Raw genomic sequence first — 25,143 nt, 5'->3', positions numbered from 1 at the left:
CCATCCCGTGCTCCGGCCCGTAGCCGGTACCGCGGACCGAGAGGACGCCAAGCTCGGGAGCGGAGCGCGGACGACGGCGACCGTCCACCTCAGGAGTGAACCCATGACGTTGTCCGGTATCTCCCGTGGCGATGCCCTGAAGACTGTCCCCCGTGGTGATGCCCCGGAGATCGATCCGTGGCCTCACCAGGGGCGTTCCACCGCCGGCGAGGCCGCGTCGCCTACTCTGGAGCGTGTGAACCAGCCTCGCCTCCCGGATCTCCAGCCGTTGAAGACCAACGACTCGGTCACGATCGGTGTGGGCACCGGCCTGTGGGCGGTGGCCCTGGTGGTGCTTCTGATCGCGCGACCGGCTCCGGAGCACCAGTGGTGGATCTGGACCTGTGTGTCGGGCATATGCGGCGGTCTGTTCGGCCTGTGGTTCGTCCGCCGCCGCGACCGGCGGGATCCGCCTCCCACCCCACGGGCATCGGACGGACAGGGAACGGCGACCCCGCCCGCGTCCTCCACGCCTCCGCCGCCCCGCCACGGTGACGTGGCACGCTGACACGGCGGCCGGCCCCGACGCGACGACCGGGCGCCTCCGGGGCGGTGAGATGACGACCGCCCGCCCCGCCGAGCGCCCCGACCGGCCGGGCGGTGTCAAACCGTCCGGCCGGGACGCGTGGTCAGGTGCCGGTCGACGCGGTCCAGCTGTCCAGGTCGGCCTCGGCGAGCAGCAGCGGCACCGCGGCCGGGTCGCGCAACAGGGCCGCGACCGCGAGCCGGTCACCCCACTGTCCCGAGGCCCACGCGAGTCCGCGCGCCAGCCCCTCCACGCCCGAGGCGTGCACGGCGCCCTCGAAGAACCGCCAGGTGGAGGGGACGCCGTCCACCAGCAGCCTCTCGTGCTCCACATAGGTCGCGGGCGCGGTCGGCAGCAGTGACCGGACCGCCGCCGGGACCTCGCGGACCGCGCCCGTGGAGGTCACCTCGCCGGGGGCCTCCTCTCCGGCCAGCGGCAGGTCGAGCAGCTCCGACAGCGCCTCGGCCAGGTCGAACGGGGCCAGGATCAGCGGCCGGCCCGCGACCGGCGGAAGCAGGTCCGGGGCCTCGACCACGACCGGCTCACCCGCCCCGCCTCCGCCCCCCTCCGCCGCGCCGGACAGCAGGTGACCGTCCTCGACGTCGACGACGACGATCTCGCCGTTGAGGACGGCGCGCACCGCCCGGGGCGGGGCGACGCGGGCGGGGGCGACCCCGGCGAGGGCCACCCACAGGGCGCGGAGCTGGGCCCGGTCCACCTCGACGGCCGGATCGCCCAGCAGTTCGAGGACCTCGTCGGGGCCGCCGTGCGAGGCGAGCAGGTCGGGCAGCGTGGTCCGGACGCCGATCATCGCCAGCGCGGCCTCGTCGAGCCCGGTGGGGGCGTCGCCGTACAGGCCGAACAGCAGGGGGTCGGCGGCCGGAAGCCGCAGCTGGGTGGGGCGCCGCCCGCCGAGCACCGGGTGGGTGGAGAGCCACCACGCGGTGTAGGAGGGCACCTCCACGACCTCTCCGGCGACCAGGACGCGGAGCGGGTGCAGCACCGCGCGGAGCGGTGGGCGGACGAGGAGGGCGAGGGCCGCGGACCAGTCGGCGACGTACTCCAGGTCACGGACGGCGGAGAACTCCCTGGCGACCGGCGGCACGTCCACCTCGGGCAGCAGGTCGAGAACGGCCTCCAGCCACTCGTCCTCGCGGTCCAGGTCGTGGTCGCAGTCATCGGGGTCGATCATGACGTCGGTGTCGTTGACCACGGCGAAGCCGTCGAGCACCCCGGCCGCGGCCAGCACCCGGGAGCCGTACCGGTCCACCAGCCCGGGCGCGGCCGTGCCGAAGTGCGTCTCCTCGCCCAGCAGCCCGGCCAGCGCCCCCTCGGCCAGGAGCAGCTCACCGGCGGGGTACAGCTCGCCGTCGGCGCCGCGCAGGGCCAGGTCCGACAGCCACGGCTGCTCACCGGCGACCAGCCCGGCGGCGTCCACCAGGGCGAGCACCGCCTGGGCCACCGCCTCGGAGTCGGGGCTGTCCAGCGACTCGGCGACGGCGGCACGGGTCAGCGGGTCCTCCAGGACGGTCCTGGGCGTCGCCTCGCCCGCGCCCAGCCGCAGCAGCAGCGGGTGGGCCGCCTCGGGGTGGACGACGCGCAGCCCGAGCGGGGCCAGCACGGCCGGGTCCAGCGCGGAGCCGTCGGTCAGCAGCAGCGTGCCCCTCGGGCCGCGGACCAGGCGGCCGTCGGCCAGCGGCACCGGCAGCGCGCCCAGCGCCTCGGGGTCGTCGGCGGGCAGCACCTCGTACAGCGACCGCCACCAGGCGGGCGCCCTGTCCTTGACGGCGTCGCCGGAGAGCATGTCCACGACGTCGGCGAGCTCCACCCGCCTGACGCCGAGCGAGGTGATCGCGGGGTGCCGGGACGGCCAGCCCGCGGGCAGCAGGCCGGGAACCATGTCGGAGATCTTCTCCAGCAGTTCGCCCGGTGCCGCGACCACGGACGCCTGCCGCCCGGCCACGACCGGCTCACTCCCCTGGCCCGCCTCTTGGCCGGTCCCCCGGCCCATGCCGTTGTCGGCGGCGGGCGGGGAGAGCGCGGGCAGCAGCGGGGTGGCGGGGAGCCTGCGCAGGATCGCCCGGCGGATCTGGGCGTCGAGCTCCCCCTTGCCCATCAGGCCGGGGACGAGGTCGAGCAGCCTGGGCGTGCGGGGCAGCCCGGCGAGCAGTTCGAGGTAGGCGTCGGCGGCGCGCTCGACCAGGAAGTCGGTCAGCGGGCCCATGGCCACGTGCCGCCGGTCGGTGGCCATGGGGAAGGAGGCGATCAGCAGCGCGGGCAGGTCGAGCGGCTCGTCGCTCGGCGTCGGCGCGTGCACCACGGGCGGCACCCGCGCGGGCAGCGGGCGCGGCTCGCCCTCCACCCCGTCGGCGGACGCCGCTCCGCTGACGGGTACGGCCCAGCGGACCAGCCAGTACGGCCGGGCCCGCTCCTCGGTCGGCCGGTCGGCGAACAGCTCGGTCACCTGCTCGGGGGTGAACCCCCCGGAGGCCGAGACCACCCGCCAGCCGTCGGGCAGGACCGTCCTGACCTCGCCGTCCAGGTCGATCTCGATCGCCTCAAGCGCGGGCAGTCCCAGCAGCAGCGCGGGGCTGGTCTCCTGGAGCATCCGCCGGACCGCGTCCTCGGCGGCCTTGTCGCGCAGCGGCAGCCGTACCAGGGTGTCGAACCCCGCCGGCACCTCCACCGGCCCCGAGGAGAACGGCAGGCGCAGCAGCGGCACGTGCCCGCCGCGCTCGGCGAGTTCCTTGGCCAGCGCGGGCTCGGCGGCGACCAGGGCCGCGGTCTGGTCGCGGGACCAGCGGACGACCCCCGACCTGAGCGAGCCGATGACCGGCTCGTCGCAGACCGAGACCACGGCCGCGAAGCCGACGCCGAACCGGCCCGCCGCGCCCGACTCTCCGCGTTTGCCGGAGACGCGCAGCGTGGACAGGCCCTCGATCCCGGTGGCGTCCACCGGGGCGCCGGTGTTGGCGGCCGACAGCACCCCCTCCCGCAGCGACAGCCGGAGCCGGCCGGGCACCCCGGCCCGGAGCGCCGCGTCGGCGGCGTTCTGGGCGAGCTCGACGATCAGCCGGTCACGGTAGCCGCCGAGCGCGAAGTCCTCCTCCGCGTTGGCGTCCTCGCGGAACCGCGCGGGCGATGCCGTCCAGGCCGCGAGTACGGCGGAGCGCAGTCGGTCGGTGCCGAAGATGTCAGCAGTCACAGCGATGAGTCCAAAGGTCGGGGGCCCCACAGGTCACGTCGCGTCGCGGATCGCCGGATCATCGGGCCGCGGGCGATACGGCGGCCCGGCGGCCCGGCGCCCCTGCGGCCGGTGAACGGCCTGTGAGGACGGCGTCGGATCAGGAGTGGCCCAGCGGCTCGGCGGCGGTGTCGTCCACGGAGCCGGCCAGGTCGGCCTCCGAGGAGTCCTCGGTGAGGTCGTAGGCGTGGTCGTCGAGGATCGGTGAGGTCGGCTCGACCTGGTGGGGCAGCACGGCGGCCTCGGAGTGCGCGCCACAGCCGTGGTCGGCGGCGACCACCCGGCCGTCGTCGGGGGCGTACTCGTTGGTGCAGACACCGAAGCCGGTGCCCAGCGCGCCGGCGAGCGGCCAGTAGAAACCGCAGGTGGAGCACTGGGCGGGGGCGGCGTGCGCGAGCGGGGTGTGCGGGCCGGACTCGCCGGCGTGCCAGCGCCGCACGGCGCGGTCACGGCCGATCGGGGAGAGCACCCTGGCCCGGCCGAGACCGTACTCGAAGATCATTTGATGGTCGAAGTCGTCGTCGGTCTCGGTGAAGCCGGGCGCGAGCCGGGCGTCGTCCGCGGGGGTGGGCAGCAGGTCGCCCACGCCGAGGTCGCCGGGGCGCAGCCGCTCACTCCACGGCACCCAGTCGGGGGGCAGCAGCGCGCCCGCGCCGGGCAGGAGCACGACCTCGCTGACCGTCACGTTGCGCGCACGGGAGGCCCGGACGACGGTGACGGCCCAGCGCCAGCCCCGGTAGGCGTGATCGAGGCAGGTGAAGTAGTGGGTGACGATCCGCTCGCCCTCGGCCTCGGCCCCGAGGTGCTCACCCACCTGGTCGGGTCTGACGTTCTCCTGGATCACAGAACGGGCCAGGTCGACGGCGGCGGCGCAGGCCGGGTCGAGGACGATGGCGCGGGTTCGGGGGCGGTTCACGAGTCCTCCTCCGCCGGCTTCGCAACCGGACGGTTGCTGTGCCTACTGCCTAGCTCGCTGCGCTGACTCACAGTTCATTCTCACCTATGCCCGGAGCGAACGGCACCGGATACCCGTTCATCGGCGACGTGCCGCCGGGACGGCCCGCGGGTCCGGCTCTGCGGGGCGACGTTCTCGGGACCGAGGGTACCCGCACCGGCCGGGAACGGGGGCTACCGGGCGCGCCCCCACCGCGCGGGGCATCCCATCCGGCATTCGGGTAAGACTTGATGCGTGGCAGGTGGGTGGGAGCGAACACGCGAAACGGTGGGTGCCGCCTGCCGTCTGGTCGGCCGTTCGGCCGTCGGGGCGGGCCGGGCGACCGTGCGGGCGGGCAGGAGCGCGGGCCGGACGGCCGTGCGGGCGGGCAGGGGCGCGAGCCGGGCGACGGTTCGGGCCGGGCGCGGCACGGCGAACGGAACACGGCGGATCGGCAGCGCCTCCAGGCGGCTGACCCACGCCCAGGGGGCGGGCCGTACCGGGCTGGGCCAGCTGATCGAGTTGACCGCGGCGCAGAGCGCGGGCGACGCGCTGGTCACCGCGGCCCTGGCCGGGACGCTGTTCAAGCTCCCCGTCAACGAGGCCCGGGGCCAGGTCGCGCTCTACCTGCTGATCACGATGATCCCGTTCGTGGTGGTCGCGCCGTTCGTCGGCCCGGTCCTCGACCGGTTCCGCTCGGGCAGGCGCTTCGTGATGGCGGGCACCCTGTTCGGCCGGGGCCTGCTCTGCTTCGCGATGGCGGCGGCGATCGTCCCGGGTGACGTGTTCACCATCTTCCCCGCGGCGCTGGCCGTGCTGGTGCTGTCCAAGGCGTACAACGTCTCCCGCGCCGCGATCATGCCGAATGTGCTGCCCGCCGACATCGCGCTGGTCACCGCCAACGCCAGGGTCGCCCTGTTCGCGCTGGTCGCCGCAGGGGTCGCGGTCCCGATCGGCGCGGGCGTCAGCGCGTGGCCCGGCCCCGAGTGGGCGCTGCGCGGGGCGGTGGCGGTCTTCATCCTCCTGGGCGTGCTGGCCGTACGGCTCCCGCGTCACGTGGACTCCCCCGACTTCGAGGAGCGGGAGGAGGACGGGCGGGAGCGCCCGCACCGCTGGCGCACCCTGCTGAACGTGGGCCCGGTGGTCGCCGAGGGCGCGGGCGCCAACGTGGCCGTCCGTCTCTACTCCGGGTTCCTGCTGTTCTACCTGCTCTTCCTGGTGCAGGACGGGAACCTTCCGGGCCTCGCCCCGGCGGTCACGATCGGTGCGCTCGCGGTCGCCGCCGGGGCCGGGGGGCTGGCCGCCACGGCGGTGGCCTCCTGGACGCGCAACCACTCCCCGCAGGTCATCGTGCTGGCCACGCTCGCCCTGGCGACCGTGGCCACGGTGGCGGCGGCGATCGTGTTCACCCTGTGGACCGCGGTGGCCGTCGCGCTGACGGCCGCCTTCGCCCAGGGGCTGGGCAAGCTGGCGCTGGACGCGATCGTGCAGCGCGAGATCGGCGAGGAGGTGCGCTCGTCGACCTTCGGCGTGGTGGAGGCGTTCCTGCAGGTCGCCTGGGTGATCGGCGGGCTGGTCGGGCTGCTGCTCTCACTGTTCACCGACGGGACCGGAGGGCTGTCGGTGATGGCCGTGCTGCTCGGCTGCTCACTCGGCTGGCTGGTGGTACGGCGGCGCGGGCGGATCAGCGCGCGGGACGCCAGGGTCAGGGCCGCCACGACCACGACCCCGGACGATCCGCGCTCCGGATCCGGCGTTCCGGACGGCTCCGGCGCCTCACCCGCGGCCGGGGACGCCGCTCCGGCCCCGGCCCCGGCCCCGGACACCGGATCGGAGAGCCCCGAGGCTCGGCCCGCGGGCTCCGGCACCCGGCGTCCCGCCCCCTGGAAGAGGCGGCGACCGGAGACCGGGGGAACGACGACCGCGATCGTGCGGCGCGACGATCCCCCGGCGGAGAAGCGGACCAAACCGCTGACCAACCCCCACGGCTGAGCCTCGAACAGGCCGAGCCGCGAACAAGGGGGAAGGCCGGCCCCCCATCGGCCATCCGGACGGCCACGGGGGCGGGCATCCGGTTCACCGGCCGTCCGGGGGGCCGAATGGTCGTCCGGGTCAGTCGTCCAGGTCGTCGGCCACGGCACGGAGCACCGCGGCGATCTTCCTGGCGTGCGTGGCCTCCGGGTGCTTGCCCTTCTGATAGGAGGTGGAGACCGTGTCCAGGAGCTTGATCAGGTCTTCCACGATCACCACCATTTCGTCGGGCTTCTTGCGCTTACCCTTCGGCTTTGCGGTCTTGGCGAGCGTGGGGGGCTGGTCGATCACGCGTACCGAGAGCGCCTGCTGACCGCGGCGCCCTTCGGCCACACCGAACTCGACCTTCTGACCCGGCTTGAGGGAATCCACGCCATCGGGCAGCGCGGAAGAATGCACGAAGACCTCACCGCCGTCGTCGCGGGTGAGGAAGCCGAAACCCTTGTCGGCGTCGTACCACTTGACCTTGCCACTCGGCACAGGGGTGACCTCGTTCAGACTGTCGTGAAAGGGAATGGATGTAGGTTATGCCCAGCGCGAGCCCAGGGCGACCGTCTAATCAAGTCTGAATTACACGAGTGCGGCGGGAATCCTCCAGCCGTCGAACCATTCCGCGAACTCGGTCAGATCACCGAGTACGACGTCGGCTCCGTGATCACGCAGTTTTCCCGCCGGATAGTGACCGGTCGCCACCGCCACGCTGACGACGCCTCCCGCCCGCGCCGCGTCGATGTCGGCGATGTGGTCCCCGACGTAGGCGAGGGCGCCGAAGTCGGTGATGGCCGGGCCCTTGGCGGCTCCGAACACCGAACCGGCGATCTCGTCCACCTCCAGGCCGAGAAACTCGACCGTCCTGGCCGCGTCGAGAGGGTTCTTCCCGGTCACCACGATGACCCTGCCGCCGGCCCGCCGTACGGCGTCGACGGCCTGGCGCGCGCCGGGCATCAGGGTGGTGGCCGGGACCGCGGTCGAGGGGTACAGCGACCGGAAGACGGCGACGGCCGCGGGGATCTCCTCGGCGGGCAGCCAGTTGGCCAGCTCCAACTCCAGCGGCGGCCCGAGCCTGGCCACCACGGCCGCGCTGTCGATGGCCACACCGATGCGCAGCGCCAGCTCGTCGTAGACGGCGGCGATGCCGGCACGCGTGTCGGCCAGCGTCATGTCCAGGTCGAACCCCACCGAACCCATTCGGTCTTCACCGCTCCTCGTCCGCCCGGCGGCGGACTCCGCTCCGCCCGCCTATCGCAGGATGCCAAACCGCCGGGGAAAGAGGTAACCCCGGAATGCCGTACGCGGCGAGCTCCGCTCGGGTGAGTTCGTCAGTGGGTAGGGTCACGATGGAGGTATCGGCAGACAAATGACGAGATCAACGCGTGAGCGGATCATCGACGAAGCTCTGCGCCTGTTCGCCGAACGCGGTTATTCGGCGACCTCGGTGGCCGAGATCGAGGCCGCCTCCGGGCTCTCCCCGGGCGCGGGAGGGCTCTACCGGCACTTCAAGTCCAAATACGAGGTGCTGGCCGCGGCCGTGAACGAGCACGCCACCCGGACCCGGAGGCAGATCGCCGAGACCCTGGCGGAGACGAGTGCCGCCGACGCCTCGATCGCCGTCGAGGAGCGCCTGGCACACCTGTGCGGGGCCGGGCTGTCCAAGGTCCGCGAGGAGAGCGAGCTGACACGTGTCTTCTTCCGCGACCTGAGCCAATTTCCCGAGCTGGTGGCGGTCGTGCGCGAGGGGCTGCTGCAGCCCATGTTCGACGCGATCACCACCTGGTTCCACGCCCAGCCCGAATACACCGGGACCACCCCCGACTGGCCGGCGATCGGCGCGGTGCTCGGCGGCGCGGTGGTCCACTACCGGCTTTTTCAGGAGACCGTGGGCGAACCTCCGGGACGCGCGGAGCGTGATCGTTTCGTCGCCGCCTGGGTACGGCTCGCGCTCGGCCTGCTGCCCCGGCCCCCGGTCCAGGCGATCAGCCGGGACGACGGATTTCCTCGGACGCCGCTCTGTCGGTCATGCCTCCTACCATTAGCGGAATGAGCACGGAGTTCACCGAATGGCTGCGCGGCCGGAGCGACGACCAGTTGCGGGCTCTCGTCGCCGTGCGACCCGAGCTCATCACCCCCGTCCCGGCGCACGTCGAGGGGCTGGCCGGGCGAGCGAGCAGTCCGTCGGCGATCGGGCGCGTCCTCGACCGGCTCGACCGCTTCACGCTCTCGGTGGTGGAGGCGCTGGTCGTGCTTCCCACGCCCGTCGACTACCGGCGGCTGCGCACCCAGATGGCCAGGGCGCTGCCGGAGGGCGTCGCGGCCCCGACACTGCAGGCGGCACTGAAGGAGACGGTCGAGCGGCTGCGGACCCTCGCCCTGGTCTACGGGCCGCACACCGCCCTGACCCCGGCTCCGGGGGTGCGGGAGGTGCTGGAGACCCCCGCCGGGCTCGGCCCGCCCGCGGCGCAGGTGTTCCGGCACCATTCCGCCGAGCGCCTGACCGAGCTGGTCCAGGACATCGGAGGTGGGGGCGGTGACACCAGGCAGGCCCTCACCGGGCTGCTCGGCGACCCGCAGGTCGTCGGACGGCTGATCCAGGAGATCTCGCCGCAGGCCAGGTCCGCGCTGAGCGAGCTGGCGTGGGGGCCGGCCAGCGGCCGGGTGCCCAACGCGCGCCGGGAGGTGCGGGTCGCCGCCGCCCAGTCGCCGATCGAGGAGCTCCTGTCCCGCGCGCTGCTCGGCGCCACCGGCTCCGAGACCGTCGTCCTGCCCCGCGAGATCGGCCTGTTCCTGCGCGGCGGCCGGATCCACCGGGAGCTGTCCCCGGTCCCGCCGGCGCTCAGCGGGGCCGCCCGTGACCGGAGGCTCGCCGACCGCACCGCGGCGGGGCAGGCGTTCGCGTTCACCCGGTCGGTGGAGGAGCTCTGCGAGCGGTGGGGCGCCGACCCGCCCGGCGTGCTCCGCAGCGGCGGTCTGGCCGTGCGCGACCTGAAGCGGACGGCGGGCCTGCTCGACCTGCCCGAGTGGGTGATGGGGTTGATCATCGAGGTGACGTACGCCGCCGGAATGGTGGCCACGAGCGGCGGGGTCGACGGCGACTGGCTGCCCACCCCGGCCTACGACGGCTGGCGGGTGAAGAGCACCGAGGACCGCTGGGTGATGCTGGCCTCGGCCTGGCTGACCATGGACCGGGTGCCCGGGGTGATCGGTGAGCGCGACGAGCGCGACCGGCTGCTCAACGCCCTCCACCCCGACCTGCGGCGCTCGGCCGCGGCCGAGGTCCGCGCCACGACCCTGGGCCTGCTCCGCGCGGCCGGGCCCGGCGTCGCCCCCGCCCTGGAGTCGGTGCGCGGGCGCCTGGCCTGGGAGCAGCCCCGCCGTCGCGGCGGCCGGCGCGACCAGCTGGTGGAGTTCACGCTGCGCGAGGCCGAGCAGATCGGGGTGACCGGCCTGGGCGCGCTCACGGGCCACGGCTGTGCCCTGCTGCCCGGCGGGGGCCGCGCCGAGCCGGCGGGCGCGCTGCTGGCCCCGCTGCTGCCGGAGCCGCTCGACCACGTGCTCCTGCAGGCCGACCTGACCGCCGTCGCCCCCGGGCCGCTCACCGGCGACCTGAGACGCTGGCTGGCGCTGGCCGCCGAGGTGGAGTCCACCGGCGGTGCGACGGTCTACCGGTTCGGCGAGCGGTCGATCCGGCGGGTGCTGGACGCCGGCCAGGGCGCCGACGAGATACTGGCGATGCTGGAGCGTCATTCGACCACGCCCGTCCCGCAGCCGCTCAGCTATCTGGTCACCGACGTGGCCCGCCGTCACGGCCGCATGCGCGTGGGTACGGCGAGCGCGTACATCCGGTGTGACGACCCCTCGCTGCTGGACGAGGTGATGGCCGACAAGCGGACTTTCCCGCTGCGGCTGCGCCGGCTCGCCCCCACCGTGATCGCCTCCAAGTCCGCCAGAGCGACCCTGGTCGACTCGTTGCGCGCGATGGGTTACGCCCCGGCCGCCGAGTCCCTGGACGGTGACGTGATCATCGCTCAGCTCGACGTCCGCAGGACCGACTCCCAGCCCTCGTCGCGCTCCTCCGGAACGTTCAACGGCCCGGAGGCCGACGTCGTGGCGGCGGCGGTGCGCGCCGTACGCGCCGGTGACGCGGCTCACCGATCCCGCCGCGCCCCGGTGGACGCTCCGGAGGGCCAGGTGCCCCGCTCCCCCGCGACCGCCACGCTCAACGCCCTGCGCGACGCCATCCGGCAGGGCTCCCAGGTCTGGATCGGCTACCTCGACTCCCAGGGCAACGCCACCAGCCGGATCCTGGAGCCCGCCCGGATGGAGGGCGGCTACCTCACCGCCTATGACGAGACCCGTGCGGCGGTGCACCGTTTCGCGTTGCACCGCATCACCGGGATCTCCGACATCAACTGATCCGCTGGTCGTGACCGTGCGAGCCACCCGGATCGACCGGCCCCACCACCGGGCGTAATCCCCATATCGTGATATCCGTTGACGTTCCAAGTTCAACAGAAGCGAGACGATCCAGAGTGAGCGGTCACCCCGAAGGTCCCAGCACCAACCCGGACGACTGGAAGAGTCCGTACAGCACCGGCCCCGGCCAGACCCCGGGCTACGGGCAGGGGTACGGCGGACACGACCAGGGACAGCAGGACCACGGACAGCAGGGATACCCCGGGCAGGACCCCGCCGGGCAGGGGCACCCCGGGCAGGGCCACGGCCACCAGGACCACGGCGTGCCGGGGTACGGCGGCCAGGACCCCGGCGCGCCGGGGTACGGCGGCCAGGGATACGGCGCGCAGGAGTACGGCACACCGGGATACGGCACGCAGGAGTACGGCGGCCAGGGGTACGGCACGCCGGGATACGGCACGCCGGGGTACGGCGAACGCCCCTACGGCGTGCAGGGCTACGACCAGCAGGCGTACGGCGAGCAGCCCTACGGCCGCTACCCCCCGCAGTACGGTTACGGGCCCGTGCCCCACCAGAACAACGAGGGCGTCAGGACTCACGCGATCGTGGCGCTGGTCATCAGCATCGTGCTCGGCCTGACCTGCTACATCAGCCTCGGCGGCATCGCCGGGGCCATCATGTCCGGTATCGCGCTCGGCAAGGTCGACACCGACCCCCGGGGCGCCAGGAACCTGCTCAAGTGGTCCTGGATCGCCATCGGCGTCAACGTCGCCCTGCTCGTGCTGGGCGTCGGCGCCCTCATCGTCGTGGGCGTGGCGAGTTCCTCCTGAGGCTGAGCGGGGCGGGGACTGCCGGCGGGCACATCCGTCGTTGGACATACGGAGCGGGGAAACGAACGGGCGAGTCTCCCGCGTGAGTGCGACCATGGGCTGGCCAGCCGTACACGAGGGAGAAGTCTGTGACTAATGGACCGTTGATTGTCCAATCGGACAAAACCCTGCTTCTTGAAGTCGATCACGAGAGGGCGGACGAGTGCCGTAAGGCGATCGCGCCCTTCGCCGAGCTGGAACGCGCCCCCGAGCACGTGCACACCTACCGGGTCACCCCGCTGGCCCTGTGGAACGCCCGGGCGGCCGGGCACGACGCCGAGCAGGTGATCGACGCGCTGATCAGCCACAGCCGCTACCCGGTGCCGCACGCGCTGCTGGTGGACGTGGTCGAGACCATGGCGCGCTACGGCAGGCTCCGGCTGGAGAAACACCCCGTCCACGGCCTCGTCCTGACGAGCACCGACCGGGCCGTGCTTGAGGAGGTGCTGCGCTCCAGGAAGATCCAGCCGCTGCTGGGCGAGCGGCTGGACGCCGACGGTGTGGCGGTGCACCCGAGCGAGCGCGGCAACATCAAGCAGCACCTGCTCAAGCTGGGCTGGCCGGCCGAGGACCTGGCCGGATACGTCGACGGCGAGCACCACCCGATCGCGCTGAAGGAGGACGGCTGGCGGCTGCGCGCCTACCAGCGGGAGGCCGCCGAGGCGTTCTGGCACGGCGGTTCGGGCGTGGTGGTGCTCCCCTGCGGCGCGGGCAAGACGATCGTGGGCGCGGCGGCGATGGCGCAGGTCAAGGCGACGACGCTGATCCTGGTGACGAACACGGTCTCGGCGCACCAGTGGAAGCAGGAGCTGCTCAATCGGACCTCGCTCTCCGAGGACGAGATCGGCGAGTACACCGGTACCAAGAAGGAGATCCGGCCGGTCACCATCGCCACCTACCAGGTGATGACGACCCGCAGGCAGGGGGTCTACCGGCATCTGGAGCTGTTCGACGCCCGCGACTGGGGCCTGATCGTGTACGACGAGGTGCACCTGCTGCCCGCGCCGATCTTCCGGATGACCGCCGATCTGCAGGCCAGGCGGCGGGTCGGGCTGACCGCGACGCTCGTGCGCGAGGACGGCCGGGAGGGTGACGTGTTCTCCCTGATCGGCCCCAAGCGCTACGACGCGCCGTGGAAGGAGATGGAGAACCAGGGCTGGATCGCTCCGGCCGACTGCGTCGAGGTGCGGGTGACGCTCAGCGACGAGGAGCGGCTCGCCTACGCGATGGCCGAATCCGAGGAACGTTACCGGTTCTGCGCGACCACCCCGTCCAAGATCCGGGTGACCGAGGCGCTGGTCCGGCGCCACCTTGACGAGCAGGTTCTGGTCATCGGCCAGTACATCGACCAGCTCGACGAGCTGGGCGAGCACCTGAACGCGCCGGTGATCAAGGGGGAGACGAAGATCAAGGAGCGGGAGCGGCTGTTCCAGGCGTTCCGCGACAAGGAGATCCAGGTCCTGGTCGTCTCCAAGGTGGCCAACTTCTCCATCGACCTGCCGGAGGCGGCGGTGGCCATCCAGGTGTCGGGCACCTTCGGGTCACGTCAGGAGGAGGCCCAGCGGCTTGGCCGGGTGCTGCGGCCCAAGTCGGACGGTGGCGGGGCGCGGTTCTACTCGGTGGTCAGCCGGGACACTGTGGACCAGGAGTTCGCCGCCCACCGGCAACGGTTCCTGGCCGAGCAGGGATACGCCTACCAGATCATCGACGCGGACGACGTGCTCGCCGGCGATTGACATCACACGGCGAACACGTCGTCGTCTGTGTCAGGTCCACGAGATACCGCAGGCTTTCGACAAAGCAAACACCCCCTCGCTAGGCCGCGATGGCCACTGGCGACATACCCCATGATCTGCGCGAGTCACTGGATTTGCCCGGCTTTTTAGCGTTTTTGGCGCACAAACACGGACCGTGCCAACGCGGTCACCCCGCCGATCCGGCCGGAGACGGACGGCGTCATCTCCTTCGGCCGCCGAACGGCCACCGCGTCCCATTGGGGAAACGCGAGTAATTCTTTTGAGCGGTGCGAAGGGCATCGGTAGGCTGGCCGATTCGCTGCCTTACGACCACCTCCGTTTATCGAATGGGAGGCGCTTTCGCGTGCCCGCACAACAACTGTCCCCCCACATAACCGGCGGCCCATCCGGCGACGGCGCGGATGCCGCCGGCCCCGCGGAGATCCTCGCCGCCGAACGCGAGCATCTGGCCGCCTCCAGGGCCGCGCTGCGCGCGATGCGCGAACACGCCCGATCCCTCTCCTCCGACGCCGCCGGAGACTGGGTCTCCCAGCAGATCCTGCAGGCGCTGCTGGACCAGCGGGTCGCGGCGCTGGCCGATCACTCAGGCACCCCGCTGTTCTTCGGCCGCCTGGACCGGTCGGCCGACGACGATCTTCCCGTGACCGTCCACGTCGGGCGCAGGCACGTCCACGACGACCGCAGCCGCCCCCTGGTGATCGACTGGCGGGCCCCGGTCTCGCGGGCGTTCTACCAGGCGAGCCCGGCCGACCCGATGGGCGTCGCGCTCCGCCGCCGGTTCGGCTACCACGCCGGCGACCTGACCGCCTTCGAGGACGAGCGTCTCGACCAGGGGGAGGTCATCCGGCGGTCGAGGATCCTGACCGAGGAGATCGAGCGTCCCCGCTCGGGGCCGATGCGCGACATCGTCGCCACCATCCAGCCCGACCAGGACGAGATCGTCCGCTCCGAGCCGGGGCTGACCGTGTGCGTCCAGGGGGCGCCGGGGACCGGGAAGACCGCCGTCGGCCTGCACCGGGCCGCCTACCTGCTCTTCACCCACCGGGAGAGGCTCGCCCGGTCCGGAGTGATGATCGTCGGCCCGAACCGGGCCTTCCTCGCGTACATCTCCTCGGTTCTCCCCGCGCTGGGCGAGGTCAAGGTCGACCAGACCACGGTCGCCGGCATCCTGGGCGACCACCGGGCGCCCGAGGATCCCGCGGCCGGCACGGTCAAGGGCGACGCGCGGATGGTGCCGGTGCTCAGGCGGGCCCTGTGGGCGCACATCGTCAAACCGGACGAGGGCGTCCTGTTCACCAAGGGGGTCAACCGCTACCGGGTGGCCGATCACGAGGTCCGTGAGATCGTCGCCTCGCTCCGCGGCACCACGCGCTACGGTCCGGGCCGTGCTGCTCTGGCCCAGCGGCTGGCCCACCTGGTGCTCGTCCGGATGGAGCAGCGCGGGGAGGCCCCCGACGACCGGGTGCAGGACGCGGTCGCCCGGTCCAGGCCGGTCAAGCAGCTCGTGGACCGGGTGTGGCCCAAGGTGACCCCGGAGCAGGTGCTCCACCGCCTCTTCAGCGACCCCGGCTTCCTCGCCGCCGCGGCCAGGGACGACCTCACCGCCGACGAACAGGCCCTGCTGCTCTGGACCAGGCCCCCCAGGTCCTTCCGCTCGGCGAAGTGGTCGGCGGCCGACGGCGCGCTGATGGACGAGCTCGGCGACCTGATCGAGCGGACCACCCCGCTGGGGCACCTGGTCGTGGACGAGGCCCAGGACCTGTCGGCGATGCAGCTACGCGCCCTGGGACGGCGCTGCCGTACGGGCGCGGCCACCGTGCTGGGCGATATCGCGCAGGGCACCACCCCCTGGTCGGCACGCTCGTGGCGGGAGGTCCTGACGCACCTGGGCTTCGAGGACGGCACGGTCACCGAGCTCACCCTGGGCTTCCGCGTCCCCCGGGAGGTCCTCGACTACGCCGCGCGGCTGCTGCCCTCGATCGCGCCCGATCTGGCGCCTCCCCGGTCGCTCCGCCCCGGTGTGGGCTCGCTGTCCGTACGGCACGCGCCCGAACCGGCCACCGGCCTGACGGAGGCGGCGCGGGAGGCGCTGTCCCGGGAGGGCTCGATCGGCGTCATCGTCCCGGACGCCTCGGTCGTCGCGGTGTCGGAGGCGCTCTCCGCCCTGGAGCACCGCGTGCTGAGCCAGGACTCGGCCGAGGAGCATCGTCTCCTGGTCGTCCCGGCGACCCTGGCCAAGGGCCTGGAGTACGACCACGTCATCGTGGTCGAGCCGGCCGACATCGTGGACGCCGAGCCACGCGGCCTGGCCCGGCTCTACGTGGTCCTGACCCGCGCGGTCACCTCGCTGACCGTCCTGCACACCCGGGAGCTGCCCGCGCGGCTGCGCTGACCGGGCTCCGCCGGAGAACACCGCGGACGCCAGAAGAGGCGGCCCCCGCACCTCGGGGCCGCCTCTTCCGTGAAAGCGTCAGGACTTAGAAGTCCATGTCGCCGCCGCCCGGCATCGCGGGAGCGGCACCGGCCTTCTCGGGCTTCTCGGCGATGACGGCCTCGGTGGTGAGGAACAGCGCCGCGATGGACGCCGCGTTCTGCAGAGCGGAACGAGTCACCTTGGCCGGGTCGATGATGCCCGCCTCGAACATGTTGACGTACTCACCGGTGGCGGCGTTCAGACCCTCACCCGGGGTGAGGTTGCGCACCTTCTCCACCACGACGCCGCCCTCAAGGCCGGCGTTGACGGCGATCTGCTTCAGCGGCTCCTCAAGAGCCTTGCGCACGATCGCGGCACCGGTGGCCTCGTCGCCGGGGAGCTCCAGCTTGTCGAACGCCTTGGCGCCGGCCTGCAGCAGGGCCACGCCACCACCGGGGACGATGCCCTCCTCGACGGCCGCCTTCGCGTTACGGACGGCGTCCTCGATGCGGTGCTTGCGCTCCTTGAGCTCGACCTCGGTCGCCGCGCCGGCCTTGATGACGGCGACGCCGCCGGCCAGCTTGGCGAGACGCTCCTGGAGCTTCTCGCGGTCGTAGTCGGAGTCGGTGTTCTCGATCTCGGCGCGGATCTGGTTGACCCGGCCGGCGATCTGCTCGGCGTCACCGGCACCGTCGACGATGGTGGTCTCGTCCTTGGTGACGATGATCTGGCGGGCGCGGCCGAGCTGGTCCAGCGTGGTGGACTCCAGCTTGAGGCCGAGGTCCTCGCTGATGACCTGGGCGCCGGTCAGGATGGCGATGTCGCCCAGCATGGCCTTACGGCGGTCACCGAAGCCCGGGGCCTTGACCGCGACCGAGCGGAACAGGCCACGGATCTTGTTGACGACCAGGGTGGCCAGGGCCTCGCCCTCGATGTCCTCGGCGATGATCAGCAGCGGCTTGCCGGCCTGCACGACCTTGTCGAGGACCGGGAGCAGGTCCTTGTTGGCGGAGATCTTGGAGTTGACGACGAGGATGTACGGGTCGTCGAGGACGGCCTCCATACGCTCCGGGTCGGTCACGAAATAGGGCGAGATGTAGCCCTTGTCGAAGCGCATGCCCTCGGTGAGCTCAAGCTCCAGGCCGAAGGTGTTGCTCTCCTCGACGGTGATGACACCTTCCTTGCCGACCTTGTCCATCGCCTCGGCGATCATCTCGCCGATCTGCGGGTCGCCCGCGGAGATGGAGGCGGTGGAGGCGATCTGCGCCTTCGTCTCCACGTCCTTGGCCAGCTTGGAGAGCTCCTCCGAGACGCGCTCCACGGCGGCCTCGATGCCCTTCTTCAGGGACATCGGGTTGGCGCCGGCGGCCACGTTGCGGAGGCCCTCACGCACCAGGGCCTGGGCGAGCACGGTGGCGGTGGTGGTGCCGTCACCGGCTACGTCGTCGGTCTTCTTGGCGACTTCCTTGACGAGCTCGGCCCCGATCTTCTCCCACGGGTCCTCAAGCTCGATCTCCTTGGCGATGGAGACACCGTCGTTGGTGATCGTGGGAGCGCCCCACTTCTTCTCCAGCACGACGTTACGGCCCTTGGGGCCGAGGGTCACCTTGACGGCGTCCGCGAGCTGGTTCATACCACGCTCGAGACCGCGCCGGGCGTCCTCGTCAAACGCGATCATCTTGGCTGCCATACGGCTAGACCTCCCAAACACAGGGTGGCTTGCACCAGATCGAGCCGACGCCCGCGACGGCATACGGGTCCGCGACTCCGTTCGGCGGACCCCATCGTCTCGATCCAGGGTTTGGCACTCACCAATGGAGAGTGCTAAGCAACTGTTTAGCACTCCCCCCTGCCGAGTGCAAGCCAGAGTCCCCCTGACCTGGCCCCAGCCTAGACGAAGGCCCGGCCCGCCGATCGAAACGACGAGCCGGGCCGACGCGCGGGAGGATCCGCACGGACTGCGCTGCCGTGGGGTCCACCGGCACTTCCCGACGAACTGACGGACGAATCAGACCGCCCTGACGGATTCCGCCTGGGGGCCCTTCTGTCCCTGCGTGATCTCGAACTCGACCCGCTGGCCCTGTTCGAGCGCACGATAGCCATCCATCAGGATCGCGGAGTAATGGACGAAAACATCCTTACCACCGTCTACCGCGATGAAGCCGTAGCCCTTGTCCGCGTTGAACCATTTGACGGTGCCTTGCGCCACTTCCGACTCCTCTTACTGGACTTGAGGACGCCGCCCATTCCTCCGCGAAGTCCTCAATCTCCGAGGCGGAGACATCGCCTACGTCGATCGTCCTCGACCATACCTGTGATAGAGCATTGGGCAACAGAGCCAATCAGCAAACTACTGCTTTACGGACGCATTCAACACGCAGGCAGAGTTTTGCTATCACGATTAGTTAGTTAAATATTGCACCATGTCCCGGCTCAACAAATATGAGCTTGCGTCATAAAACACGACACCCGCACGCGGCCGGGCCGGTGCGGGTGTGGCGGACGTGATGTACGGGGACAGATCGCCGGGATGGGAGACGGACCCGACGGCAGACGGCATCCGACCAGGGAGGGGTCAGCCTCCGGCGACCGCCGGGATGATGGAGACCTGAACGCCGGCGGGGGTGGCCGTGTCCAGATTGTCGGCGAATCGGACATCCTCATCACCGACGTAAACATTGACAAAACGACGAATCTTCCCCGTTTCATCAAGAATTCGGGCACCGATACCCGGGAAGTCGGCGTCCAGCTTCCGGAGAACATCACGCAGGGTCTCGCCCTCTCCGCCGACCTCGGCGGAGCCGCCGGTGTACGTACGGAGAATCGTCGGAATCCGCACAGAAACGCTCATAATTAAGTACCTTTCACGAGTTCTAGGCGATAGCCGCACGGAATGCGTCAAGAGACGGCCGGATGACGGCGGTGGGGCGCGCCTGGTCGGCCACCGCGTCGAGGGTCTTCAGGCCGTCGCCGGTGTTGAGGACCACGGTCTCGGCGTCGGGGTCGAGCCGCCCCGAGGCGACCAGCTTGCGCAGCACCCCGACGGTGACGCCACCGGCGGTCTCGGCGAAGATGCCCTCGGTCCTGGCCAGCAGCCGGATCGCCTCGACGACCTCGGTGTCCGTGACGTCCTCCACCGCGCCGCCGGTGCGCCGGGCGATGTCGAGCACGTAGGGACCGTCGGCCGGGTTCCCGATCGCGAGCGACTTGGCGATCGTGTCGGGCTTGACCGGGCGGATCACGTCGTGGCCGGCCCGGTAGGCGGCGGAGACCGGGGAGCACCCCTCGGCCTGGGCGCCGAAGATCCGGTACGGCGTGTCCTCGACGAGACCGAGCGCGATCAGCTCCTTGAACCCCTTGTCGATCTTCGTGAGCTGGGAGCCCGAGGCGACCGGGATGACGATCTGGTCGGGGATCCGCCAGCCGAGCTGCTCGGCGATCTCGTAGGCCAGCGTCTTGGAGCCCTCGGCGTAGTAGGGCCGGAGGTTGACGTTGACGAAGCCCCACCTCTCGCCCAGCTCGTCGCCGATGAGCTCGGAGCAGAAGCGGTTGACGTCGTCGTAGCTGCCGTCGATGCCGACGAGCCTGCCACCGTAGACCGAGGCCATGACGATCTTGGCCTGCTCCAGGTCAGACGGGATGAACACACAGGCGTCCAGCCCGGCCCGCGCGGCGGCCGCGGTCACGGCGCCGGCCAGATTGCCGGTGGAGGAGCAGGAGAGGGTGTGGAAACCGAAGTTACGGGCCGCCTCGACGGCGATGGCCACCACTCGGTCCTTGAAGGAGTGCGTGGGGTTGCCGGAGTCGTCCTTCACGTGCAGCGAGCGGATGCCCAGCTCGCGTGCGAGGTTGCCGGCGTTGACGAGCCTGGTCCAGCCGGGCGCCATGTTGGGCTTGGCGGCCACGTCCGCCGGGACCGGCAGCAGGGAACGGTAACGCCAGATGCTGGCCGGCCCCCGGGCGATCTGCTCCCGGGTCACCCGGCCGAAGTCGTAGGCGACCTCCAGAGGGCCGAAACACTCGGCACAGGCGAAGTCGGGGCCGAGTTCGGAGCGGGCGCCGCACTCACGGCAGGACAGCGCGACGGCCGGGCCGAACCGCGGGCTCCGCGGGTCGTCGACGTGGCCGGCCTGGTCGAGGGGGACGGTGGTTTCAGTGTTCGCGAGCGCCATGAAGCGAGGCCTTTCCCTCATCTTCGTCTGCGACCACCCTGGTCACAGACCGGAATTGGCACCTGTCCCGGCCGACCTCGCCAGATCGCGAGTCTTGAACCGGGAGGGTTGCCGGGGCTTCGCAGGGCCGGTCCCTCCACCCCTCTGGATGAGCAATATGCAGTTGTGGACCTGACACGCAGGTCTCATGCACTCTACCCCGACCTGCGGCCGTCCTGACCAGTCGTCTCACTCCGCGAGACGCATCGTGTTATCTTTCGGACGGCGCCTCCCGGGCCACAGGCCGTTGAACAGCCACTGGACCGAGAGCGCCCTCCCGACCCCGGTGAATCGGCGACCGCTACGGCACGGTCGGCACGCGCGGCGGGGTCAGAAGCCGTAGGCGTCGCCCAGCGCTCCCTGGACGTACTTACGGGCCTGGTGGATACGGGACTTGGCCGTGCCGAGCGGGATGCCGAGCTGCTCGGCCACCTCGCTGTAGTCGAGCTGGCAGATGTCGCGGAGCACCAGCGCCTGAGCCAGGTCGGGCTTGTCGGCCTCCAGCGCCTCCATCGCGTCGAGCAGGTCCAGCCGGGAACCGGCGATCACGCTCACCCGGGCGACGTCGGGCTTGTGCAGCGGCAGCTCGTCGGAGGCCTGCTCGGCCGAACGCCGCTTCAGCGAACGGTAGGTGGTGCGGGCGCAGTTGGCGGTCACGATGTGCAGCCACGTGCTGAACCTGGCCCGCCCCTCGAAGCGGCCGATGTTGCGGGCCACCGCCAGCAGGGTGTCCTGGGACGCCTCCTCGGCGTCCTGCCGGTAGGGGAGGATCCGCCCGCAGTGCCGCAGCACATCGGGCTCGATCCGCTTGAGCAGCTCACCCAGCGAGCGGTGGTCGCCTTGGGCTGCCGCGCGCGCCAGTTCCTCGGTCGTCTCGTCCAGCGCCATCGCGAGCCCCCATCAGCGGTCACAGTCGCCCGACATCCTACGGTCGCCGGTTATGTTTGGTTAACCTTCAGGACAAGCACCTCCCCAGGCGAGGGGATCCATATGAGCGCGATCCTGGTGGCCTCGAACCGCGGCCCCGTCTCCTTCACCCTCTCCGAGGACGGCTCGCCGACCATGCGCCGGGGCGGCGGCGGCCTGGTCTCCGGCCTGTCCGAGGTGGCCAGGGGGCTCGACATCCTGTGGGTCTGCGCCGCCCTGTCCGACGGTGACCGCGGCGTCGTACGGCTGGCCCCCGGCGGCCGGCTGGACGAGGCCGGTTACGACACCGGGGCGCTGCGGATGCTCGACATCCCCCCGGCGACCTTCCAGCGGGCCTACAACGCGGTCGCCAACTCCACCCTCTGGTTCGTGCACCACCTGCTGTACGACACCTCCAACCGGCCGCAGTTCGACGCCAGATTCCGCCGGGAGTGGGAGTCCTACCGTGCGTACAACGAGGCGTTCGCGACGGCGCTGGCCGAGGAGTCCCCGCCCGGCGCCAGGGTGATGGTGCAGGACTACCATCTGGCCCTGGTTCCGGCCATGCTCAGGGGCGAGCGGCCCGACCTGCGGATCGCCCACTTCTCGCACACCCCCTGGGCGCCGCCGGAGTACTTCCGCCTGCTGCCCGACGAGGTCGCGGCCGAGCTGCTTGAGGGCGTCTTGGGCTCCGACCACGCGGGGTTCCTGACCCACCGCTGGGCCGGGTCCTTCATGGACTGCTGCGAGACCGTGCTCGGCGCGAAGGCCGACCGCGCCCGCCGTACCGTCGCCCACGGTGGCCGGACCACCCGGATCGGCGTGCACGCCCTGGGAGTGGACGGCGACGCGCTCTGGGCGCGGGCGTCGGAGCCCGACGTGGAGTCCCACATGAGGGCCCTGCGCGAGCTGGTCGGCGACCGCAGGCTGATCGTGCGGATCGACCGGACCGAGCTGTCCAAGAACATCGTCAGGGGCCTGGCCGCCTACCGGGAGTTCCTCGCGGCCCACCCCGAGTGGCACGGCAGGGTGGTGCACCTCGCCTTCGCCTACCCCTCCCGGCACGACCTGCCCGAATACCGCGAGTACACCGCGGCGGTGCAGCGCTGCGCCCTGGAGATCGAGGACGAGTACGCCACCGAGGGCTGGGATCCGCTGATCCTCAACGTGCAGGACGACTACCCGCGCTCGCTGGCCGCCTACCGGCTGGCCGACGTGATGCTGGTCAATCCGATCCGCGACGGCATGAACCTCGTGGCCAAGGAGGCCCCCGTCCTGTCCCCGCGCAGCGCGCTGGTGCTCTCCCGCGAGGCGGGCGCCGCGGCCGAGCTGGGTGAGCACGCGCTGCTGGTCAACCCCTACGACGTCTCCGCCACGGCCCGCGCCATCCACCGGGGCCTCACCATGCCGGAGGACGAGCGCGCCCGCAGGGGCGTCCGGCTGGCCGGCGCCGCCACCGCGCTCCCCCCGCACCGCTGGTTCGCCGACCAGCTCGCCGCACTCCAGTGATTTTCAATCGACTCGGCGTCTTCGCCACCTACCTGTACGGCCTCAGCGCCGCGCTCCCGATGCTCCGCGCCGACCAGGGGTCTCGCGGACCATGGCCGGCCTGCACGGCACCACGATGGCGGTCGGCGGCGTCCTGACCGGGTTGGCGCTCCCCCGGCTGACGCGGAGCGCGGGGATGTCGGGACTCGTACCGCTCAGGGGAACGGGAAGAGCGCCGGGGCAGGGCTCGGCCGGGGGTTCCAGCCGGCCGGGGCGGTGCTGTTCTGCTGCGTCGCCCCGGAGTTCTCCTTCAACCTCTGGGCGGCCAAACTGGCGGCCGACCAGACAGGACTGTCGGCGGTGGGCGCCGGGCCGTTCCCGCCGGGTGCGCTGGCCGACTCGTTCGGCACCCAGCAGGCGTTTCTCATGGTCCCGGCCCTGATCGGGCCGGCCGTCGGCGGGATCCTGATCAGCTCCAGGTGGCGTACTTGAGCCTGCCGGCCAGCCCCGGCGTGTTCCACACGTCCACGACGAGGATCTTGGACTTGGGCAGGTACCACTCACGCTGGTCGAAGGTCGCGGTCTGCCGGCCGTTGCTGAACGTGACGCACCGTCCGGCCCAGGAGCGGTAGTGCGCCCTGTGCCCGGGGCCGACCTGACGGAGACCCACCACGGTGGCCTTCCCGAGGACCTGACCGTACTTGCCGTTGAAGGGGCAGCGCTGCACGTCACTGGCGGGATAGAAGGGCCGGTCGGGCGCGTAGGCCGAGAAACCCTCGTGCCCGCGCTTGAGCACCTTCGGGCCGAACAGCCAGAAGGCATCACACCTCGGTGTGAAATATCCGGAGGACGGCTTACGGCACGCTCCGGTTATCACCTTGACCCGGTCGCTGTCGCGGTAGACCGTCCAGCCGACGGGGATCGTCAAGTGCAGGCCGCGGAAGGACAGGGTCTGCGTGGCCGAGGTGGAGACGGAGGAGACGGAGGAGGCGGAGGCCGAGGCGGTCATCGGGGCGACGAGCACCGCGGCGCCGGCCAGCGCAGCGAGGGCGAGGAAGCTCTTTCTCATGCCGGGCAAATTACCCGCCTTCGCTTGCCGACGGCTTAAGGCTCGATGGCATCGGCGATCGAGCGGAGCAGTTCCATGATCCCGTCGGGGCCGTCCACCACGATGTCGGCCTCCACGGTGATCTCCGCCGACCCGCTGAACACCGTCACCCCGGGCAGCCCGGACTCCCGCACGGCCGCGAACGCCGCCAGATCGCCCAGGTCGTCCCCGGCGAACAGCACCGACCGCGCCGACCGCTCCCGCAGGAAGGCGCTGAGCGCCCTGCCCTTGTCCATCCCGGGCGGCCGCAACTCCAGCACGAACTTGCCCGGCTCCACCGCCAGCCCGGCCTCGGCCGCCAGCTCGGCGACCGGGCCGCGCAGCGCGTCGAGCGCGGCCCGCGGGTCGGCGGCCCGGCGGGTGTGCACGGCCACCGCCCGCTGCTTGTCCTCGATCCTGACGCCCTCGATCCCCGAGACCAGCGCGGGCAGCTCGGCACGGACCCGGGCCAGGCCGGGGTGGACGGGAGGCGCGGTGAGCCCGCCGGCCTCCCAGCGTTCGAGACCGTAGTGCCCGAGCACCACCACTCCCGGCACCCCGGCCAGGGAGCCGTACTCGACCGCCGTGGCCGCCGGGCGGCCGGTCACGATCACCACGGCGCCGACCAGCCCGCCGAGCCTGGTCAGCAGCGCGGGGCCGTCCGGGTGGATCCTGGCCGCCTCGGGGTCGGGCACGATCGGGGAGAGCGTGCCGTCGAAGTCGAGGCCGATCACCGCTCCCGCGGGGTCGGCGAGAATCGCCCGCAGTCCTCCGGGGGTGTCCATGGTCACGCCTCTCCCGATCCCTCATCGTCTCGCGGGGCCGTTTTCGGGCCCCGATGGCCCGCTCCGCGCCGAGACCCCGTGGCCCTGCCGTACCCCGAAGGTCAGGGGCGCAAGCCCGGCCTCCTGGCGGCACGGTCGTCTCGGCGCGTCTCGCGGAGCCGGCGCAGGCGCTTGACCAGCATCGGATCGTGGGCGAGCGCCTCGGGCCTGTCGATGAGCTCGGCGAGCAGCTGATAGTAGCGGGTGGCGGAGATGTCGAAGATCTCGCGGATGGCCTGCTCCTTGCCCCCGCTGTACCGCCACCGGCGGCGCTCGAAGGCCAGCAGTTCCCGCTCCCGGTCCGTCAGAGCCCGCGGGACCGGCCGGTGCGCGGCCCCGTCCGCGGGGGTCCGCGTGGTCTCCCCGCCCCGGGGAGGCGGCTCGGCGTTCCCGCCACCGGGGGG

General features: G+C 71.7%; 21 protein-coding genes and 1 riboswitch. Of the genes, 9 read left to right on the top strand and 12 right to left on the bottom strand.

What is annotated here, in order from left to right:
• The first annotated feature begins 235 nt into the window (after window positions 1–235).
• Complete coding sequence (locus tag ABZ194_RS16320) at window positions 236–547, top strand: DUF2530 domain-containing protein (RefSeq protein ID WP_355596844.1); 312 nt, start codon at window positions 236–238, stop codon at window positions 545–547.
• 121 nt (window positions 548–668) lie between these two features.
• On the opposite strand, the gene ABZ194_RS16315 is transcribed toward ABZ194_RS16320, so the two are convergent.
• Together ABZ194_RS16315 and ABZ194_RS16310 are read right to left on the bottom strand one after the other, a co-directional pair.
• On the bottom strand, window positions 669–3,770 hold the full coding sequence (locus tag ABZ194_RS16315) for a hypothetical protein (protein WP_355596842.1): 3,102 nt from the start codon (window positions 3,768–3,770) through the stop codon (window positions 669–671).
• A 139-nt stretch (window positions 3,771–3,909) separates the two neighbouring features.
• Window positions 3,910–4,725, bottom strand: coding sequence for a DUF3027 domain-containing protein (locus ABZ194_RS16310; RefSeq protein ID WP_355596840.1), 816 nt, complete (start codon window positions 4,723–4,725; stop codon window positions 3,910–3,912).
• A gap of 306 nt (window positions 4,726–5,031) precedes the next feature.
• On the opposite strand from ABZ194_RS16310, the gene ABZ194_RS16305 reads away from it, so the two are divergent.
• The gene (locus ABZ194_RS16305) at window positions 5,032–6,735 is read left to right on the top strand and encodes an MFS transporter (protein ID WP_355596838.1); all 1,704 of its coding nucleotides are present in this window, start codon (window positions 5,032–5,034) and stop codon (window positions 6,733–6,735) included.
• Between the two features lie 120 nt (window positions 6,736–6,855).
• On the opposite strand, the gene ABZ194_RS16300 is transcribed toward ABZ194_RS16305, so the two are convergent.
• Together ABZ194_RS16300 and ABZ194_RS16295 are read right to left on the bottom strand one after the other, a co-directional pair.
• The gene (locus ABZ194_RS16300) at window positions 6,856–7,254 is read right to left on the bottom strand and encodes a cold-shock protein (protein WP_355596836.1); all 399 of its coding nucleotides are present in this window, start codon (window positions 7,252–7,254) and stop codon (window positions 6,856–6,858) included.
• A 90-nt stretch (window positions 7,255–7,344) separates the two neighbouring features.
• Entirely contained in the window at window positions 7,345–7,962 is a 618-nt protein-coding gene (locus ABZ194_RS16295) for an HAD hydrolase-like protein (protein ID WP_355596834.1), read from the bottom strand.
• Window positions 7,963–8,131: 169 nt separating this feature from the next.
• Here ABZ194_RS16295 and ABZ194_RS16290 point away from each other — a divergent pair, with 169 nt between their 5' ends.
• From ABZ194_RS16290 to ABZ194_RS16270, 5 genes are all read left to right on the top strand, one after another.
• Window positions 8,132–8,815 carry a TetR family transcriptional regulator gene (locus ABZ194_RS16290; protein ID WP_355596832.1) on the top strand — a complete coding sequence of 228 codons (684 nt, stop codon included), beginning with the start codon at window positions 8,132–8,134 and terminating at the stop codon, window positions 8,813–8,815.
• Window positions 8,812–11,184 (top strand): helicase-associated domain-containing protein, encoded by a 2,373-nt coding sequence (locus ABZ194_RS16285; protein ID WP_355596830.1) that lies wholly within the window; start codon window positions 8,812–8,814, stop codon window positions 11,182–11,184. The genes ABZ194_RS16290 and ABZ194_RS16285 overlap by 4 nt, the downstream gene beginning before the upstream one ends.
• A 116-nt stretch (window positions 11,185–11,300) precedes the next feature.
• The gene (locus tag ABZ194_RS16280) at window positions 11,301–12,014 is read left to right on the top strand and encodes a hypothetical protein (RefSeq protein WP_355596828.1); all 714 of its coding nucleotides are present in this window, start codon (window positions 11,301–11,303) and stop codon (window positions 12,012–12,014) included.
• A gap of 128 nt (window positions 12,015–12,142) precedes the next feature.
• Window positions 12,143–13,789 (top strand): DNA repair helicase XPB, encoded by a 1,647-nt coding sequence (locus tag ABZ194_RS16275; protein ID WP_355596826.1) that lies wholly within the window; start codon window positions 12,143–12,145, stop codon window positions 13,787–13,789.
• A gap of 391 nt (window positions 13,790–14,180) precedes the next feature.
• A complete protein-coding gene (locus ABZ194_RS16270; RefSeq protein WP_355596997.1) occupies window positions 14,181–16,202 on the top strand; it encodes an AAA family ATPase in 2,022 nt (673 codons plus the stop codon).
• Between the two features lie 85 nt (window positions 16,203–16,287).
• Here ABZ194_RS16270 and groL read toward each other — a convergent pair whose 3' ends face one another.
• The 5 genes from groL to ABZ194_RS16245 form a co-directional block, all read right to left on the bottom strand.
• The gene (gene groL, locus ABZ194_RS16265; protein WP_355596821.1) at window positions 16,288–17,913 is read right to left on the bottom strand and encodes a chaperonin GroEL; all 1,626 of its coding nucleotides are present in this window, start codon (window positions 17,911–17,913) and stop codon (window positions 16,288–16,290) included.
• A gap of 318 nt (window positions 17,914–18,231) precedes the next feature.
• On the bottom strand, window positions 18,232–18,432 hold the full coding sequence (locus tag ABZ194_RS16260; RefSeq protein WP_127936975.1) for a cold-shock protein: 201 nt from the start codon (window positions 18,430–18,432) through the stop codon (window positions 18,232–18,234).
• A gap of 366 nt (window positions 18,433–18,798) precedes the next feature.
• A complete protein-coding gene (locus ABZ194_RS16255) occupies window positions 18,799–19,074 on the bottom strand; it encodes a MoaD/ThiS family protein (protein WP_355596818.1) in 276 nt (91 codons plus the stop codon).
• 22 nt (window positions 19,075–19,096) lie between these two features.
• Window positions 19,097–20,395 carry a threonine synthase gene (thrC, locus tag ABZ194_RS16250; RefSeq protein ID WP_355596816.1) on the bottom strand — a complete coding sequence of 433 codons (1,299 nt, stop codon included), beginning with the start codon at window positions 20,393–20,395 and terminating at the stop codon, window positions 19,097–19,099.
• A gap of 14 nt (window positions 20,396–20,409) precedes the next feature.
• Window positions 20,410–20,550: riboswitch (SAM riboswitch) on the bottom strand.
• A 214-nt stretch (window positions 20,551–20,764) separates the two neighbouring features.
• A complete protein-coding gene (locus ABZ194_RS16245; protein ID WP_355596814.1) occupies window positions 20,765–21,322 on the bottom strand; it encodes an RNA polymerase sigma factor in 558 nt (185 codons plus the stop codon).
• A 96-nt stretch (window positions 21,323–21,418) separates the two neighbouring features.
• Between ABZ194_RS16245 and ABZ194_RS16240 the strand changes: the two genes are divergently transcribed.
• Entirely contained in the window at window positions 21,419–22,849 is a 1,431-nt protein-coding gene (locus ABZ194_RS16240; protein ID WP_355596995.1) for a trehalose-6-phosphate synthase, read from the top strand.
• A 255-nt stretch (window positions 22,850–23,104) separates the two neighbouring features.
• The gene (locus tag ABZ194_RS16235; RefSeq protein WP_355596812.1) at window positions 23,105–23,320 is read left to right on the top strand and encodes a hypothetical protein; all 216 of its coding nucleotides are present in this window, start codon (window positions 23,105–23,107) and stop codon (window positions 23,318–23,320) included.
• Here ABZ194_RS16235 and ABZ194_RS16230 read toward each other — a convergent pair.
• The 3 genes from ABZ194_RS16230 to ABZ194_RS16220 form a co-directional block, all read right to left on the bottom strand.
• Complete coding sequence (locus ABZ194_RS16230; RefSeq protein WP_355596810.1) at window positions 23,298–23,897, bottom strand: hypothetical protein; 600 nt, start codon at window positions 23,895–23,897, stop codon at window positions 23,298–23,300. The genes ABZ194_RS16235 and ABZ194_RS16230 overlap by 23 nt on opposite strands.
• 35 nt (window positions 23,898–23,932) lie before the next feature.
• Complete coding sequence (gene otsB / locus ABZ194_RS16225) at window positions 23,933–24,700, bottom strand: trehalose-phosphatase (RefSeq protein ID WP_355596992.1); 768 nt, start codon at window positions 24,698–24,700, stop codon at window positions 23,933–23,935.
• A gap of 101 nt (window positions 24,701–24,801) precedes the next feature.
• A complete protein-coding gene (locus ABZ194_RS16220) occupies window positions 24,802–25,047 on the bottom strand; it encodes a DUF3263 domain-containing protein (protein WP_355596990.1) in 246 nt (81 codons plus the stop codon).
• Between the last annotated feature and the right edge of the window lie 96 nt (window positions 25,048–25,143).

The sequence above is a fragment of the Streptosporangium sp. NPDC006007 genome, from assembly GCF_040614315.1.
In the GTDB taxonomy this organism is placed as follows: domain Bacteria; phylum Actinomycetota; class Actinomycetes; order Streptosporangiales; family Streptosporangiaceae; genus Streptosporangium.
The sequence above is the reverse complement of the archived record's forward strand: the minus strand, read 5'-3'. Positions and strand labels throughout refer to the sequence as shown.